The following is a 14,743-nucleotide window of genomic DNA, read 5'->3' as shown; positions in this document are numbered from 1 at the left end:
ATGAGTTCTCCTTATAATTTGGGATTTGGACAGGACTACCATTCCCTTATTATAAGGTTTTTTTATAGACTTTTGTAGTGAAAACTCCCATTATTCCTAATGTCCCAACTAAATATTTTTCTTGACATTTGTAGAAAAACTTTATGCAACGCTAGTGCTTTGTACTGTAAAAAGAATAATAAAAATGATCACGGTATTGTGATTCCTGCTCCGATGTTAGAAGGGCAATAGCATATATCTCTTCGCCATGTTTGTCATAAATACGGTAAAAAATAACGAAACATACGCTTTGTGAATTGTTCACTTTCCTCATCTTGAACCTCAATATGGATTAGAATCCACTTATCTTTCCCATTTTTTAATGTTACTTGAACAAGTTGGTCGGTATAATTTCGCCCCTCTAAACTATCAATAATCATCCTATGAAATTCCTGCTTCAAAAAATCCGGCGCTTTGGTAAAGTCAATTTCCGGGTACAAATCAGGTGCAAAAAATTCCATGAATTCCTCGAACAATTGCTCAATCAACTTTTTCCATAGTCCATCATAATCTGGCGGGCTCTCATGATAAGATTCTTTTTCCTCGAGTACGATATCATTTGCCATCATTTTACCACATCCTTTTTGCATTGCCTAATGATGAAGTTAATCCTATTATATACGAACAAACGTTTCTCATCAATAGTTATTTAAATTTTCAAATTAGTCAGTCGCATAATGGCTCATTATTGGTATAATAGACCTAACCACACGACATATTCCTACATTACGCCACGAATAACCTCAATTGAGCAAGGGAAATCTAGTTAAATTTTACCATTATTGAAACAAAACAATTTGGGTGGGAGGAAGGGAAATGGGAGTTTACGTTTTTGTGGATATTTTACCCGTGATTGCCTAGGCTAGATGATCTAACAATGTCGGACATATAAACGAAAACGGGAGAGGATATGCATGGAAAGATTGAATCCATTGAATGACGTAGCGTTTAAAACAATATTCACCGATGAAGTGCTATTAAAGTCTCTTTTGAACGCCATATTGGATTTTGAAATTTCCAGTATAAGGCTTGCAGAAAATGAGGTGTTACCCGTAACAAAAGATGACAAACTGGGTATACTGGATATTAAAGCCTACACTGATTTGGGTGAAAAAATAAATATTGAGGTCCAGCTTGCAAATCAGTATAATATAAGTGAGAGGATTTTGTATTATTGGTCAAAATTATTTACTGCCGGATTTAAGAAAAGCAGGGATTATAAGGAGTTAACAAGGACAGTTTCCATAAGTCTTTTGGGATATAATGTTAATAATGAAGCTGATTTTCACTCTTGTTATCAACTATTAAACAGAAAGACAAAAAAACTTTTGACCAATAAATTGGAGATCCATTTCATTGAGACATTAAAATTCATGAAATTGATAGAAAACATAGACCTTAAAAATCCTCTGCACCGCTGGTTGATCTTTTTAAAAAGTGAAGACAAAATGCTTTTAGAGGAGGTAGCTGCATTGGATAAAAATATCGCTGAAGCAGAAGAAAAGCTATTTGCGCTTAACCTTGATAAAAACCTCAAAGAAGCATATGATGCCAGGGAAAGAGAAATAAATGACGAAATAACCCGTATGCGCGGAGCAAGAGATGAAGGGAAAGAAGAAGGAAAAAGAGAAGGAAAAAAAGAAGGAAAAAAAGAAGGGCAAAAAGAAATAGTAGAAGCAATGAGAAAACATGGTGTTACGGATGAAGATATTAAAAAAATGACCGGAATAGACCCTTCCGAATTAAGTTAAAATGACAACAGGCTGCTCCAAAAGGTCAAAAAATCGTGATCATGGGCAGCCTTTTAATAATCGGCGATCTCAACCTAATCGTGCTGTCAGCCGCATCAGTTCCCACTCGTTTTTGATTATTCACTACGATTATAATGTCACCGGATGCAATATCTGACATATACCTCTCAATCTGTTTATCTGTGACACCCAGGCTGCCTAGTTTTTCTTTCATATCTTTTGAAGGGTTGGAGTCGCCGGAGAAAAGATTCTTCATCTTGTTGGCAAAGGAAAGGTCATCATGATTTGTAGTATGGTTATTTACTACATGTGCATCAATTCGGTTCTTTAAATCATCTCTCATACTTTCATTAGCAAAAATGAAGATGTGATCGTTTTTAAAAACCTTTTAACCCGAGAACATTGGCAGTATTTACGGTATCTTCTTTGATGCGAAATGGTCCATAAATTTCATAGGCCATACTTTTCACCTCCTATGTGGATTTCTTTCATTTTATTACCGTGAAAGCCATTTCATGAATTGTTTTATAAAACAAAAAAGGAATTGGGGGAATCCATGGCGAATTATGTAATGATAGAGGTGAAAGGGGCGTTTTTTATGCTAAAGGCAATTTTATTTGATTTGGATGATACATTATTATGGGACGACAAAAGTGTCAATGAAGCATTCCGGGCGACATGTAAACTAGCGGAAGATAAATATCATATTGACCCCGGTCAGCTGGAAGAAAAAGTGAAAAGAAGTGCCCGCGCGTTGTTTGCTTCCTACGATACATATGATTTCGCGGAGGACATTGGTATCAGCCCATTTGAGGGACTTTGGGGGAACTTTTGCGATGAGGGAGAAACATTTCAAAAATTAAAGGCGATTGCACCGACATATCGGACGGCTGCATGGACAAGAGGGCTGCAGGATATAGGGATTGATGATGAGGAGCTGGGGGAATATCTCGGGGAAACATTTCCAAAGATGCGCAAAAAAATGCCATTTGTTTATGATGATACTTTTACAGTGCTTAATCAGCTGCAAGGAAAATTTCAATTATTAATGCTAACCAATGGTTCCCCGGACTTACAACATACGAAGCTTGATCTAACACCAAAATTGGCTACGTATTTTGATCAGATTGTGGTGTCGGGGGATTTCGGGAAAGGGAAACCGGATCCAGGAATTTTTGATTATGCGTTGGAGCGTTTGGGTGTTGCAAACGATGAGGCGATCATGGTCGGAGATAACCTGATGACCGACATACTTGGAGCTTCCCGAGCAGGAGTTGATTCCATCTGGTTGAATCGTCGCGGACAAACACCAAGGGATGTAAACCCAACGTATGAAATAAAGGAATTAACGGAGATTTTGCCGATTGTAACCAAACTGCAGGAATGATAATTACGCCAAAAGGACGATTGGTATGCTTATTCTCAATGAGAAGGTTATTCAAGACAATTATGGTATGAAAGATACGATTGCCGATTTACAGCAAGGACTTATTTCCAAAAGCAAGGGATTAATTGAAAGCCCGCACCGCACTGTTATTGTTATACCGAAACACCAGGCTTCTTCTTTATATATGCCAAGCGCCGACCTAAATCAGGACGTTGCTTCCGTGAAAGTCGTCACCATTTTTCCTGAGAATCCGAAACAGGGAAAGCCAACGACTCAGGGAATACTGCTGCTGACAGATGCGGCAACCGGCGAACACTTATGTATGATGAATGCTTCCTATCTAACCCGATTGCGTACTGGAGCATTAAGTGCCATAGGAACCAAAAAGCTGGCGCGTACTGGTTCTAAAACATTGGGGGGTGATTGGAACCGGCGCCATGGCATTTGAACAGGTTCTGGGTGTATTGGAAGTACGCAAAATTAAAACGATCCATTTATTTAATCGAACCATGGAAAAGGCAGTACATTTTAGACAAAGGCTGCTTGATTTTGGTGTGGAAGCAGAAATTATGGTAGCAGATCAAGTGAATAAAGTGGTTGAAACCGCCGATATCGTTTGCTGCAGCACCAGGTCCAATGATCCCGTTTTCGATGGAAATGATTTGCAAGACGGTACACATATTAATGGCGTTGGCTCATACTTACCAACAATGCGTGAGGTTGATTTATTGACCATTAAAAAGTCAGGGAAAATTGTTGTGGATGATGTACAAAGTGCAAAGGAAGAGGCGGGGGAACTAATCTATGCCAATAAAAGTGGGGAATGGCGCTTTGAAGATCTTTATGGTGGACTTAGTCAATTAAGCATGGATGACACCATCGTGCGTGATTCGGACAAGGAAATAACCTTTTTTAAATCGGTCGGGGCAGCCTATTTTGACCTTGTTGTGGCAAAAGGTATTTATCAGAAAGCAAAACAGCTGGGGTTGGGTCATGATATTGAAGTTTGATTTGAAAAAAGGAGCGGGCAGGGATATCGAAAAAATACGTGTGTTTATAGAATGATTGATTTGGATGAAAGTTGATCGAGTCAGGCGCAAAGTCGATCGAGCACGGATGAAAGTTGATCGAGTCAGGCGCAAAGTCGATCGAGCACGGATAAAAGTTGATCGAGTCAGGCGCAAAGTCGATCGAGCACGGATGAAAGTTGATCGAGTCAGACGCAAAGTCGAACGAGCGCGTAGGAAAGTCGATCGAGTCAGGCGGTAAAGTCGATCGAACATGCGCAAAAATCAATCGAACTGTCCATGGCGACTCGATATTTTCGGTAGCCCTGCTAACCCTGGCCCCTAATTATCTGGTATAGTGAAAACCTGGGAAGCGGTTATTTTGCGAGCAGTCTTCGGATGGGCCAATGATGACAGTCCCGTTGATTGGTGCCAGGGTGTCTTTGACTTTGTTTTCATTGAGGCAGTAGGTATGGGCGAGAACTTCTGGTGGAGTTAAACGTAATATGTCAGATCCGAAGACAGTTTGCAGCATTGGTGTGTCGTGAATAGCGAGTAAGTGGGTTTCATCATCTGTTGCCTCCGCATAATGCCACCATCCTTGGGGAATGCTGGCAACTTTCCCAGGCATGAGATCGACTTCAATCAGTTTATTATTAAATGAGTTCATCAAGGAAATTTTCGCTGAACCTGTAATACAGTATGTGAGCTCGGATGCATTTGGATGATAATGTGGCTCGATCGTGTTGCCTTTTGTTAGGAAAATATCCAGTAAATATATATTCCCGATCGTATTTAATCGATTTGCACCCAGCGCATTAATATAATTTTTACTATCTTTTTCAAACAGTGGGTTATTGCTTAAATCATACGAATACTGAGCCGTTGAAGCTGTAAAATCCATATTGGAAACAGCCATTGTTATCGTCCTCCATTCAGGATCAACTTACATTCGTCTATATAAGATATGCATGGAATTTTTATGGGTGAGTGCCTGAAAAGCATCCTCCATTATAAAAAAATAACAAAGACCTCCCATAAGGAAGGCCTTTGTTAAAATATGCTATTGTACTTCACTAACTGCAAGTTGATGTTCGGCATATTCCTTAGCCATGGCGACAGCGCTTTTGGCGTCGATGTAGCCCCAAAGATCGTCGAGGGTTGCTGGAGCGGTTGTCTGCAGAATGCTTTTAACGTCATTTGGGCTAAGATCAGGATTCACCTCCAGCATCAAGGCCACAACGCCTGCGCAAATCGGGGTTGCCATGGACGTCCCAGATAATTCCAAATAATGCTCACCAACAATTTTTCCCGGCATTTGTTCGGCCAAAGTGGAATCAGGTGCCAGTAAGGAAATAATATTCGTTCCAGGTGAATAAATATCCGGTTTGACCAGCGAATCAATGGTCGGCCCACGGCTGGAATAGTCGGCAATGCTATCGTCTGATCGAGTTGGCGTATTTTGATCATCCGCGGAACCGACCGTAATGATAAATGGATCAATCGCCGGTGTAGAAATCGTTTGACGTGATGGACCATCATTTCCAGCGGCGGCACAAACAACAATGCCATGATGCCAGGCTTTTTCGGCTGCCTGTGCCAATGGATCATCACGGTATGATTCGAATGCCTCGGCACCAAGGGAAAGGGAGATGACACGAATATCATATTCTTTCTTATGATTGATGCACCAGGCAATTCCTTTCATAATGGTAGACAATCGGCCGCTACCATCCTGATCCAGCACCTTGACACCGATTAAGGAAGTTTCTGGCGCGGGTCCAATATATTCACCATTTGATTGATGCCCATTACCAGCGACATCTCCGGCACAATGTGTTCCATGTCCATTATCATCATAGGCTTCTGTTTGATCCTGGACAAAATCTTTGAAGGCCACAATTCGGTTATCAGGTGTTGTTAAGTCCTCATGAGGGAAAATGCCCGTGTCAATGACTGCGACTGTCACACCTTTGCCAGTCAGCCCGAGCTCTTCTTGTACATGTTTCGCGCCAATTCCCAGTGTAGCAACGTCCAGCAATGCAGTTACTTTCCGATCATAAAAAATACGGTCAACTGCCCCATGATCTTTCATTTTTTTGATCATCTTTGGTGTCAGTTGACCGCTTAACGTGTCATCCAGTCCAAGTTCGTTATCTATGATGTTGTTAGCTTCGGCATGACAGGTTTGCACAAAGTCGTGCTTGGAATCCAATTCCGATTGCCGATTCAAATAAACAATTACCGGAATACCTTCATCACCCGTTTCTTCCAGCTTTACCTTGGCTTTGTTGTGTAATTGTTCCACTAAACCAGGATCCAATTTGCGGCCACATGTCTCGAACCATTTCTTTTTCCTGTTATTCATTTTGTTTCCTCCTTATGATTTTAGAGTAAAAATCTGGTGCTGAAACAATTTGAACAAAATAGTGATCCCCTGCTAATCTACGTTTAAAAGAGAACAGGTATCATTATCCTTGTTGGTAGGGGGATTACTTATTGATTATAGCTTAGCAGGCCTGTACAGGTTATGCAATATGCCGAAATTACCAATTTTTTAGAAAACACATGTTACCTTTAAACTAAATAGGATTATAAAATAGTGAAAATATGGTATACAGATCTTTGTCACGTTAAGACAAATATCCTAATTAGATTATGAACATCGTGTTAAGCAGTACTATACAATAATATTGATTACCTAAAGTGTATACACATATAGTAGTGTAAACATGATGCGAAAGGGGGCACACCTGTGCAGGATATAACAGCCATTTTGATTCATTATACTGATCAATCGGCACTGGACAAAGCACTTGTCTCCTTAGATCAGTTAGCCACCAGATTAAAATCAATTCTCGTCTTTCAGGAGCATGGAACAATGTTATTCAATCGGTATGGGGAAGATGATCGAATTCAGTTTATTATGATTACCCATCAAGACTTAGGAGTAACTTTGAATGACATGGTTGATCGATTAATGACTCCCTATTTGTTATTCCTTCAACATACTGATTACCTCCTACCAAGCTTAAAAGATAATGCACTTCATCTTCCTCGGACAAAACAAGTGTTAGGAACACGCATTTATCATCACGGTAATATCATTGTACCCCGAGCGCTGCTGATTCATAAGGAACTACTTCAAAAAGAACCATTTTTCTCCAGACATCATCTGCCATTCAAGGAGGCGATATTACCCGCTTGGCTGTCCAAGGTGGATGAGCAAGTTGTTATTTGGAGGGAGGGACTTGTTAAACAGGTAAGGAAAAATAAATCAGCAAATACAATAGAAAAGCAAAAAATGATGCATAAATATCGGCAAACAAAGAATACCGCAAACTCTCCGACCATCTCCGTGATGATGTCAAATTATAACATGGAAAAATACGTCGGTACTGCTGTTGCCTCATGCCTGTTACAAATCGAACAACCAGAGGAGGTACTCGTGATTGATGATGGGTCAACAGATCACTCCAATAAACTACTTGAACGATGGAACAAGGAAGAGCGGGTAAAGGTATTTCATAAAACAAACGGAGGAAAAGCAAGGGCCTTAAATGAATTACTGCCACATCTCAAGACTGATTTTGTACTCGAACTGGATGGTGACGACTGGCTTGATCCCGATGCGATAAAGGTAATAAAACAATATTTATCGGAGCTAACTGAAGATATATCAGTGCTTTATGGCAATTTACGAAGATGGAAACAGATGGGCGAGGATGCCGATGTTCACTTTAAAACGGTTTCACATGGTGTTCCAGTAGATGGCTGGGAACAACTTGAAAACTATCATTTTCCCTTGGGACCAAGGATATATCGGACATCATTATTGAAAAAGTATGGTGGATTTCCGGTAATTGCATTTGCGGATGGGAGGCTATATGAAGATGTAAGTGTCCTGGGAAGATTAATACGACATTCTCGATTTTGTTATCGGGATTTTACAGTTTACAATATACGTGAGCATTCATATAGTATTACAAAGCAGCATCATACAAAATGGCAAGATTTTATCCGAACGTGGTCTACCGGAGAAGATAGGGGCGATAAATAGAAAATGCCAGTAAAAAATAAGGTTAACCCCTGTTTTTACTGGCTTTTGTTTCGTTAGGCAGCTACAGGAAAACGAATAAAGTTGATCGAACTTAAGGATATATATACCTTGGTATTTTGATAACCAGTACTAACTTCAATTACGAGAACTAATTCTGCAGTCACCGTTGACAGTATTCCATCAATTAGATTATTATCCGTAGCCACTTCAACTCTTGAGCCGGCTCTATTTGCTAATTCGGCCGCAAATGTGTCTTGAAACATTTGTATCCCTCCTTATATCTCACTGACGAATTCGATTTTATCTATACGGACTAGTGTTTGTTCTCCAGTGTTTTCCACTAATACGACATAGTCATTCTTCACTGCTATGAGCGTACCTGTTACGGTATCAAAAGGTGTAGTTATTTGTACCTGTTCATTGATTGCGTTAATTAATACGTCGCGCATCGTTTTGGGAGTATTTGGTGGAGTTGGAGATGTTCCGCCACCCGATCTGTTCCTTCCAACATCGACATCAAAATCAACATTTAGTCCTGGTAAATTTAATGAGAAATCATTATTTAATCCACTGTTGGCAAGACTCTGGGATAGTTGGTTAAGGTAATTCAGTAGATCCCTCTGACGATCTGTAAGTGCCATCAGTATCCATCCTTTCTGTAATATAATATCTATCTCAATTTACTATATTCTGATGCTGTCCATCTGTAAGGGCGTTTAGTTCCCTTAATAGCAAAATTCCACAACTATCCTATAAACATAGATGCGTAACTAGTTTTTGTTTGAAGTTTATTACCTACTTAGAAATAGGTGAACAAAATTCGTTGAATTAGACGATGATTGATACAACCTAATACCAGGGTGAATATAGTATATAAAAGTAAGCTTGGAGGTGTAGCAGTGAGCGGTAATAATTATGAAAACTTCTCCAACCAGATTATCGATTTGCTCGTGGATCACACTTTAAAAAAACACGGAGCCAAATTAGATGCTGGTAAACTGGATGCTGAAGATAAGGAAAGAATAAAGAATTTGGTTGAAGTTCTAAAGCAAAGTGTCGATGACCTCACACGAGTTCAAAAGAATGAAGAGGATCAAAAAGAAGGGAACCAGAAAGAAGAAAGAGATTAGCCTTTTGGAAATCTGCAAATAGGCTTTCTTTTGCTAAATACTATCCTGTATCAAGAAATTGTAATACCCTGGATGGTAAATATCCGGGGTATTGTTTGCCTATTGGGTAGGGTAGTTTATCATACATATATTAAAAAATAGGTTTTTATGATAAGACAACCACCCTTACTATTTGAGACATAGTACATAACATAAAGTAAACCGCAAGAAGGAGGAGAGAAGTAATGAGGAATCAACAAAATTTTTTACTAGCAAGGAACAGAGCTAGAAATCATGGTAATAAAATAGGTCTTTGTGATAGTCAATGTCAACAATCGGTTTCGCATTGCAAACATGATCCATGCCAAGAGTCATGTTGTAAACAGGAATCATGTCATAAGCAAGAACCATGCCATAAGCAAGAACCATGCCATAAGTGGAGTGCACTAGACCCAACCATGGATCATCCTATGAATTGCACTGGTGATAGCACTGTTGATCAAGAACAGAATTCACAAGTGAAAAACGTTCAACAGTCCGATGAGTGTATCGTTATTAAAGACTCATGCGATATAGATGTGAAGTCGACCGATACTCAAGCCGCTGTTAACATTCAAGTTGCCCTTCAGGCTGCAATTGCTTTAGTAATTAGCATTTCTATTGCAGATAGCAGTACCGAGGATGAAATTACCCAAGATCTATTCGCTAAATTAAAATCCAGTCAGGTAAACAAACAACAGCTTTATATTGAAAATTCACGTGGTGTAAATGTTACAACGACCGATACGGATATTGCCGTTAATGCCCAAATCCTATTGCAAGTGTTAATTGCATTAGTTGTTCGATTGGAAGTACTTTAAGTAGTATGTAAGAGGGTTAACCGCAAAACCCAGTTTACTCACTTTTTAAATAGAAATTAAGCGTAGAAAACTTTAACACAGCTTTTTTAAGCTGATTGGAGTTATCTACGCTTTTCTATTATATCTCCCTAGATTTTTAGTAAAAGGAATGGTTAGTTCCAACTTTTGTCTTTATCCAATATGTTAGTGTATCGAAAATAAAATTTACAAGGGGGTTAACGTATGGTCAATCAACCACATGGCGGAAAATTAATCAGCCGAGAATTAACTGGGCAGAAACGAGATGAAGCGATCAAGCATGCCGAAACGCTTCAGTCTATAACTGTAAGTTCCTGGGTGATTTCAGATATGGAACTAATAGGGATAGGTGGTTTTAGTCCACTGACAGGATTTATGGTGCAGAATGATTATGAGAATGTCATTAAAAATGCACGTCTTGTGGATGGAACAATCTGGAGCATCCCGATTACATTGCCGACAACCGAAAAAGAGGCTAAAAACCTTCAAATTGGTGACCAAATTGCCCTTAAAGGAAGAGATGGGGTCATCTATGGAACTATCACCCTGGCCGAGAAATATGCATATGATAAAAAGAAGGAAGCGGAAAATGTCTATGGCACAACTAATGCGGCACATCCCGGGGTGAAGAAAGTCTATGAGGCTGGAAATATCAATCTTGGCGGGGAGATTACGCTGCTTAATCGCCCAGATCACAGTCAATTTTTAGCGTATTACATGGATCCGACTGAAACACGGCGGATGTTTGAAGACCTGGGCTGGAAAACAATCGTTGGCTTTCAGACACGAAACCCGGTTCATCGCGCGCATGAGCATATTCAAAAGACAGCACTTGAGTCGGTGGATGGCTTGTTGTTGAACCCACTTGTTGGTGAAACGAAATCTGATGATATTCCAGCGGATGTTCGGATGGAAAGCTACAAAACAATTTTAGAAAACTATTATGTGAAAGATCGTGTGCGTCTTGTCATCTATCCAGCGGCCATGCGCTATGCGGGACCGAAAGAAGCGATTTTGCATGCGATTGTGCGAAAAAACTATGGCTGCACTCATTTTATTGTCGGACGTGATCATGCTGGTGTTGGAGACTACTATGGGACATATGAAGCGCAAGAGTTGATCGCACAATATGAAGAAGAACTCGGCATTCAGATTTTTAAATTTGAACATGCGTTTTACTGTAAAGTCTGTGAAAATATGGCATCCGCGAAAACATGTCCACACGACAAGGAAAATCATGTCCACTTAAGCGGTACAAAGGTACGTGAACTGCTTCGTAACGGCAAACGCCCACCAAAAGAATTTTCACGTCCGGAAGTTGCTGATGTGCTAATCAAAGGAATGCAAGGAAAGAACAGAACCTGAATTTTCCTTTTTGTACACGCATTAAAAGGAGATCTGATACCCCATGACCTTTGAAATGATGTTTGTGCTAATGTTACTGCTGACCATGTTTGCCGCGCTGATTTTTGAAGTAGCCCGGCCTGACATGGTCATTTTTTCAGTATTAGTTATTTTGTTACTTTCAGGCGTTTTGACGATTGATGAGGCATTGAACGGTTTTTCCAACGAAGGTATGCTAACGGTTGCATTATTGTTTATCGTTGCAGGGGCTATACAGAAAAGTGGTTTGATCGATCAACTGATGAAAAAATGGCTTCAGAACAGTCGTACCCACACAAGTTCGATGCTGCGCTTTTTTGTACCGATATCTGCACTTTCAGCCTTTTTAAACAATACACCGATTGTTGTGACGTTTACCCCAATTATAAAAAAATGGTGTGAAGACCGTGGGATCGCACCTTCCAAATTTTTGATCCCATTATCATACGCTACGATTTTGGGTGGGATGATTACATTAATAGGAACGTCCACAAATCTTGTCGTTCATGGTTTGATGCTGGACTTTGGACTGGAAGGTTTTTCATTATTTACATTAGCTATCGTTGGTATTCCGGTTGCAATAATTGGACTCATTTATTTATTTACAATTGGATATAAATTATTACCGGATAACAAAGGCTTTGGCCAGCGGATAAAGGAGGATTTCAAAGAATACATTGCTGAAATGCTAGTGACACAAGACTTCGGACATCTTGACAAGAGTGTGTGGCAAGCTGGTTTGCGAGATTTGAAAGGTCTTTATCTAATTGAGATTATCCGCGGCGATGAACGGATTTCGCCGGTCAGGTCAACTACGGTGATTCAAAGTGGTGACCGGCTAATTTTTACCGGATTGATTTCAACCATTGCTGATTTGCAGAAGATGAAAGGTCTGAAATTGGAAACGGGGACGAACATTGATCTCGATGATCTGAAGGATGGATCAACCAAATTAGTGGATGCCGTCGTGTCAGATCAGTCGTCTCTTTTATCCAAGTCAATTAAACAATCGCAGTTCCGTTCACGGTATGATGCAGGTGTCATTGCGGTACACCGGAATAATGAGCGGATCAAGAGCAAGGTCGGGGATATCGTTTTAAAGCCTGGGGATTCATTATTGCTTGTGGCGGGTACGGACTTTGTTGAAAAATATCAACAATCAAATGACTTTTTTGTCGTATCGTCATTGGATACACCAGCTGCCCTGAATCGAAGCACCAAGAAAGGCTGGTTTTCGATCATCATGCTGCTTGCGATGATTGTGACAGTGACACTGGGCTGGCTTAGTATGTTTAAAGCGTTAGCACTAACAGTCTTGGTATTTTTGACTGCGAAAATTATTACACCTCAGGAAGCCAAGAAATATGTTCACTTCAATGTTTTATTATTGATTGCCAGTTCGCTCGGGATTGGTGCTGCCATAAGAAAAACGGGTCTGGCGGAATGGGTTGCGAATGGTTTGTTGGATTTTGGTGATCTATTAGGATTAGTGGCCACTTTGTTTATAATCTATATTCTGACAAATGTGTTTACGGAAATTGTCACCAACAGTGCTGCAGCCGTCATGATGCTTCCAATCGGAATTGAAATGGCACAGACGCTTGCTGTCGAGCCGACAGGAATAGCTGTCCTCATTACAATAGCCGCTTCAGCAAGTTTTATTACACCAATCGGTTATCAGACGAATTTGATTGTATATGGCCCTGGCGGCTACAAGTTTATGGATTACGTAAAAGTCGGGCTTCCGCTTAGTCTGTTAGTGATGGTGACGTCTGTTTTGATCATTTATTATGTGTGGTTTTAGGAGGGAACGTCTATGGCAGAAACAGAAAATATTAAATGGCATCATTCGAAAATAACGAAGGAACATCGGAGACAATTGAATAATCATAATAGCGCCGTGGTGTGGTTTACAGGCCTGTCTGGTTCAGGTAAATCGACTATTTCGGTTGAGCTGGAAAAAGAACTGCATCACATGGGTGTCCGAACGTATCGTCTGGATGGGGACAATATCCGCCATGGTCTGAATAAAAATCTTGGTTTTAGTCCTAAAGACCGGAAAGAAAACATCCGTCGCATTGGGGAAGTATCCAAGCTGATGGTTGATGCTGGATTGGTTACATTGTCCGCTTTCATTTCACCATATCGAAAAGACCGTGATGAAATACGTGAATTGCTGGACGAGGGTGAATTTATCGAGGTGTTTGTTGATGCGAGTATAGAAACATGTGAATCACGTGATCCAAAGGGACTGTATAAGAAGGTACGCACCGGTGAGATTAAAGGGTTTACAGGGATTGATGCGCCGTATGAGGCACCTGTGGACCCGGAAATCACGGTGGATACCGATGTGCAGTGTGTCGGGGAGTCTGTAGAGACGATTTTGTCCTATTTGAAAGCGAAGGGATACTTGAAATAATGGTTTTTGGTAGAGGAAAGTCGAATATTTTTAAGAGGCAAAGTGCTTTGTCCCCTTTTTTATCACGCATTAACGGGCTGTAATACCCCCACCTCTATAAGTGAGAGTAACTAAAAACTTAGAAGGTAGGGGATAAACAGCCCGTAAATTCCTGATTCTGTTCAACTAACACATCATAGATACACCGATTATTAAGATAAGATGGGTTTTATAGACAAGATTCTATGGCTTTAGACTTTTCTGTGTTTAGAGACTGTTTTCATGATAGTTGGTGGCTACGCGAATGCGGAGCCATGGGCGTTTCAGTGGGTAAGGAAAGGAAACCTCCACTGAATGAAGTTTCACTTTATGCATGCAATTGGATGTAACGTTCAAAGCGGAGCTGTTAAATCCATTTATGAGTAGAACGCTCAACCAAAAGCTGTTATGCGCTGCAGATAGTCGGAATTCCGCTATAGATTGAGATGGAATCGCTATAGATGCAAAGTGAGAGTTATTTTTCACAATTCTTAGCGTCTCTCAACAAGGTCCTTTCCCAAAATTTTCTCCTATAGCAGATCTTAGTGACCAGGCTTCACCGCCCCAATAAATCTGGACGCGAACAAACCGCCTTTTTTGCCTTTATTTAAACCTATATCATGTACAGTTTGCTATTTTTTTCATAAATTGGAGTGTAACCATTCAGTAGAATTCCTACCATCCAAGCCATC

At 40.2% G+C, this 14,743-nt stretch carries 16 protein-coding genes; 10 read left to right on the top strand and 6 right to left on the bottom strand.

The features are described from left to right. Nucleotides 1-254: 254 nt before the first annotated feature. A complete protein-coding gene (locus ABRT01_RS14495) occupies nt 255-608 on the bottom strand; it encodes an RpnC/YadD family protein (RefSeq protein ID WP_269409546.1) in 354 nt (117 codons plus the stop codon). Between the two features lie 345 nt (nt 609-953). Between ABRT01_RS14495 and ABRT01_RS14490 the strand changes: the two genes are divergently transcribed. Further along, a complete protein-coding gene (locus ABRT01_RS14490; protein ID WP_367748103.1) occupies nt 954-1,790 on the top strand; it encodes an Rpn family recombination-promoting nuclease/putative transposase in 837 nt (278 codons plus the stop codon). 25 nt (nt 1,791-1,815) lie between these two features. Here ABRT01_RS14490 and ABRT01_RS14485 read toward each other — a convergent pair whose 3' ends face one another. Continuing rightward, nucleotides 1,816-2,133: a hypothetical protein gene (locus ABRT01_RS14485; RefSeq protein WP_367748100.1), complete on the bottom strand. Its 318-nt coding sequence runs from the start codon at nt 2,131-2,133 to the stop codon at nt 1,816-1,818. 255 nt (nt 2,134-2,388) lie between these two features. Here ABRT01_RS14485 and ABRT01_RS14480 point away from each other — a divergent pair, with 255 nt between their 5' ends. The 3 genes from ABRT01_RS14480 to ABRT01_RS14470 are packed head-to-tail and all read left to right on the top strand — an operon-like array spanning nt 2,389 to nt 4,187. Next, nucleotides 2,389-3,177, top strand: a complete 789-nt coding sequence (locus ABRT01_RS14480; RefSeq protein ID WP_269412570.1) for an HAD family hydrolase — start codon at nt 2,389-2,391, stop codon at nt 3,175-3,177. 25 nt (nt 3,178-3,202) lie between these two features. Beyond that, complete coding sequence (locus ABRT01_RS14475) at nt 3,203-3,625, top strand: hypothetical protein (RefSeq protein WP_367748097.1); 423 nt, start codon at nt 3,203-3,205, stop codon at nt 3,623-3,625. After that, nucleotides 3,615-4,187 carry an ornithine cyclodeaminase family protein gene (locus ABRT01_RS14470; RefSeq protein ID WP_367748094.1) on the top strand — a complete coding sequence of 191 codons (573 nt, stop codon included), beginning with the start codon at nt 3,615-3,617 and terminating at the stop codon, nt 4,185-4,187. Before ABRT01_RS14475 ends, ABRT01_RS14470 begins: the two co-directional genes overlap by 11 nt. A 343-nt stretch (nt 4,188-4,530) precedes the next feature. Here the strand turns inward: ABRT01_RS14470 and ABRT01_RS14465 are convergent, their stop codons facing one another. Both ABRT01_RS14465 and ABRT01_RS14460 read right to left on the bottom strand, forming a co-directional pair. Continuing rightward, nucleotides 4,531-5,103, bottom strand: coding sequence for a cupin domain-containing protein (locus ABRT01_RS14465; protein ID WP_269409543.1), 573 nt, complete (start codon nt 5,101-5,103; stop codon nt 4,531-4,533). A gap of 144 nt (nt 5,104-5,247) precedes the next feature. Beyond that, complete coding sequence (locus ABRT01_RS14460) at nt 5,248-6,552, bottom strand: S8 family peptidase (protein WP_269409542.1); 1,305 nt, start codon at nt 6,550-6,552, stop codon at nt 5,248-5,250. Between the two features lie 387 nt (nt 6,553-6,939). On the opposite strand from ABRT01_RS14460, the gene ABRT01_RS14455 reads away from it, so the two are divergent. Then, the gene (locus ABRT01_RS14455) at nt 6,940-8,244 is read left to right on the top strand and encodes a glycosyltransferase family 2 protein (RefSeq protein ID WP_269409541.1); all 1,305 of its coding nucleotides are present in this window, start codon (nt 6,940-6,942) and stop codon (nt 8,242-8,244) included. 53 nt (nt 8,245-8,297) lie between these two features. Here the strand turns inward: ABRT01_RS14455 and ABRT01_RS14450 are convergent, their stop codons facing one another. After that, entirely contained in the window at nt 8,298-8,507 is a 210-nt protein-coding gene (locus ABRT01_RS14450) for a hypothetical protein (protein WP_269409540.1), read from the bottom strand. 12 nt (nt 8,508-8,519) lie between these two features. After that, nucleotides 8,520-8,885 (bottom strand): DUF2642 domain-containing protein, encoded by a 366-nt coding sequence (locus ABRT01_RS14445; RefSeq protein WP_269409539.1) that lies wholly within the window; start codon nt 8,883-8,885, stop codon nt 8,520-8,522. Nucleotides 8,886-9,143: 258 nt separating this feature from the next. Here ABRT01_RS14445 and ABRT01_RS14440 point away from each other — a divergent pair, with 258 nt between their 5' ends. The 5 genes from ABRT01_RS14440 to cysC all read left to right on the top strand — a co-directional run bounded on the left by ABRT01_RS14440 (nt 9,144) and on the right by cysC (nt 14,033). Further along, complete coding sequence (locus ABRT01_RS14440) at nt 9,144-9,374, top strand: hypothetical protein (protein WP_269409538.1); 231 nt, start codon at nt 9,144-9,146, stop codon at nt 9,372-9,374. A 437-nt stretch (nt 9,375-9,811) separates the two neighbouring features. Next, on the top strand, nt 9,812-10,213 hold the full coding sequence (locus tag ABRT01_RS14435; RefSeq protein WP_269412569.1) for a spore coat protein: 402 nt from the start codon (nt 9,812-9,814) through the stop codon (nt 10,211-10,213). 222 nt (nt 10,214-10,435) lie between these two features. Beyond that, the gene (gene sat / locus ABRT01_RS14430) at nt 10,436-11,596 is read left to right on the top strand and encodes a sulfate adenylyltransferase (RefSeq protein ID WP_269409537.1); all 1,161 of its coding nucleotides are present in this window, start codon (nt 10,436-10,438) and stop codon (nt 11,594-11,596) included. A gap of 43 nt (nt 11,597-11,639) precedes the next feature. Beyond that, nucleotides 11,640-13,418 carry an SLC13 family permease gene (locus tag ABRT01_RS14425; RefSeq protein WP_269409536.1) on the top strand — a complete coding sequence of 593 codons (1,779 nt, stop codon included), beginning with the start codon at nt 11,640-11,642 and terminating at the stop codon, nt 13,416-13,418. Between the two features lie 12 nt (nt 13,419-13,430). After that, nucleotides 13,431-14,033: an adenylyl-sulfate kinase gene (gene cysC, locus ABRT01_RS14420; RefSeq protein ID WP_269409535.1), complete on the top strand. Its 603-nt coding sequence runs from the start codon at nt 13,431-13,433 to the stop codon at nt 14,031-14,033. The last annotated feature ends 710 nt before the right edge of the window (nt 14,034-14,743 follow it).

The sequence above is a fragment of the Lentibacillus sp. L22 genome, assembly GCF_040812445.1.
In the GTDB taxonomy this organism is placed as follows: Bacteria; Bacillota; Bacilli; order Bacillales; family Amphibacillaceae; genus Lentibacillus_C; species Lentibacillus_C daqui.
This window is presented reverse-complemented; position numbering and strand designations above follow the sequence as displayed.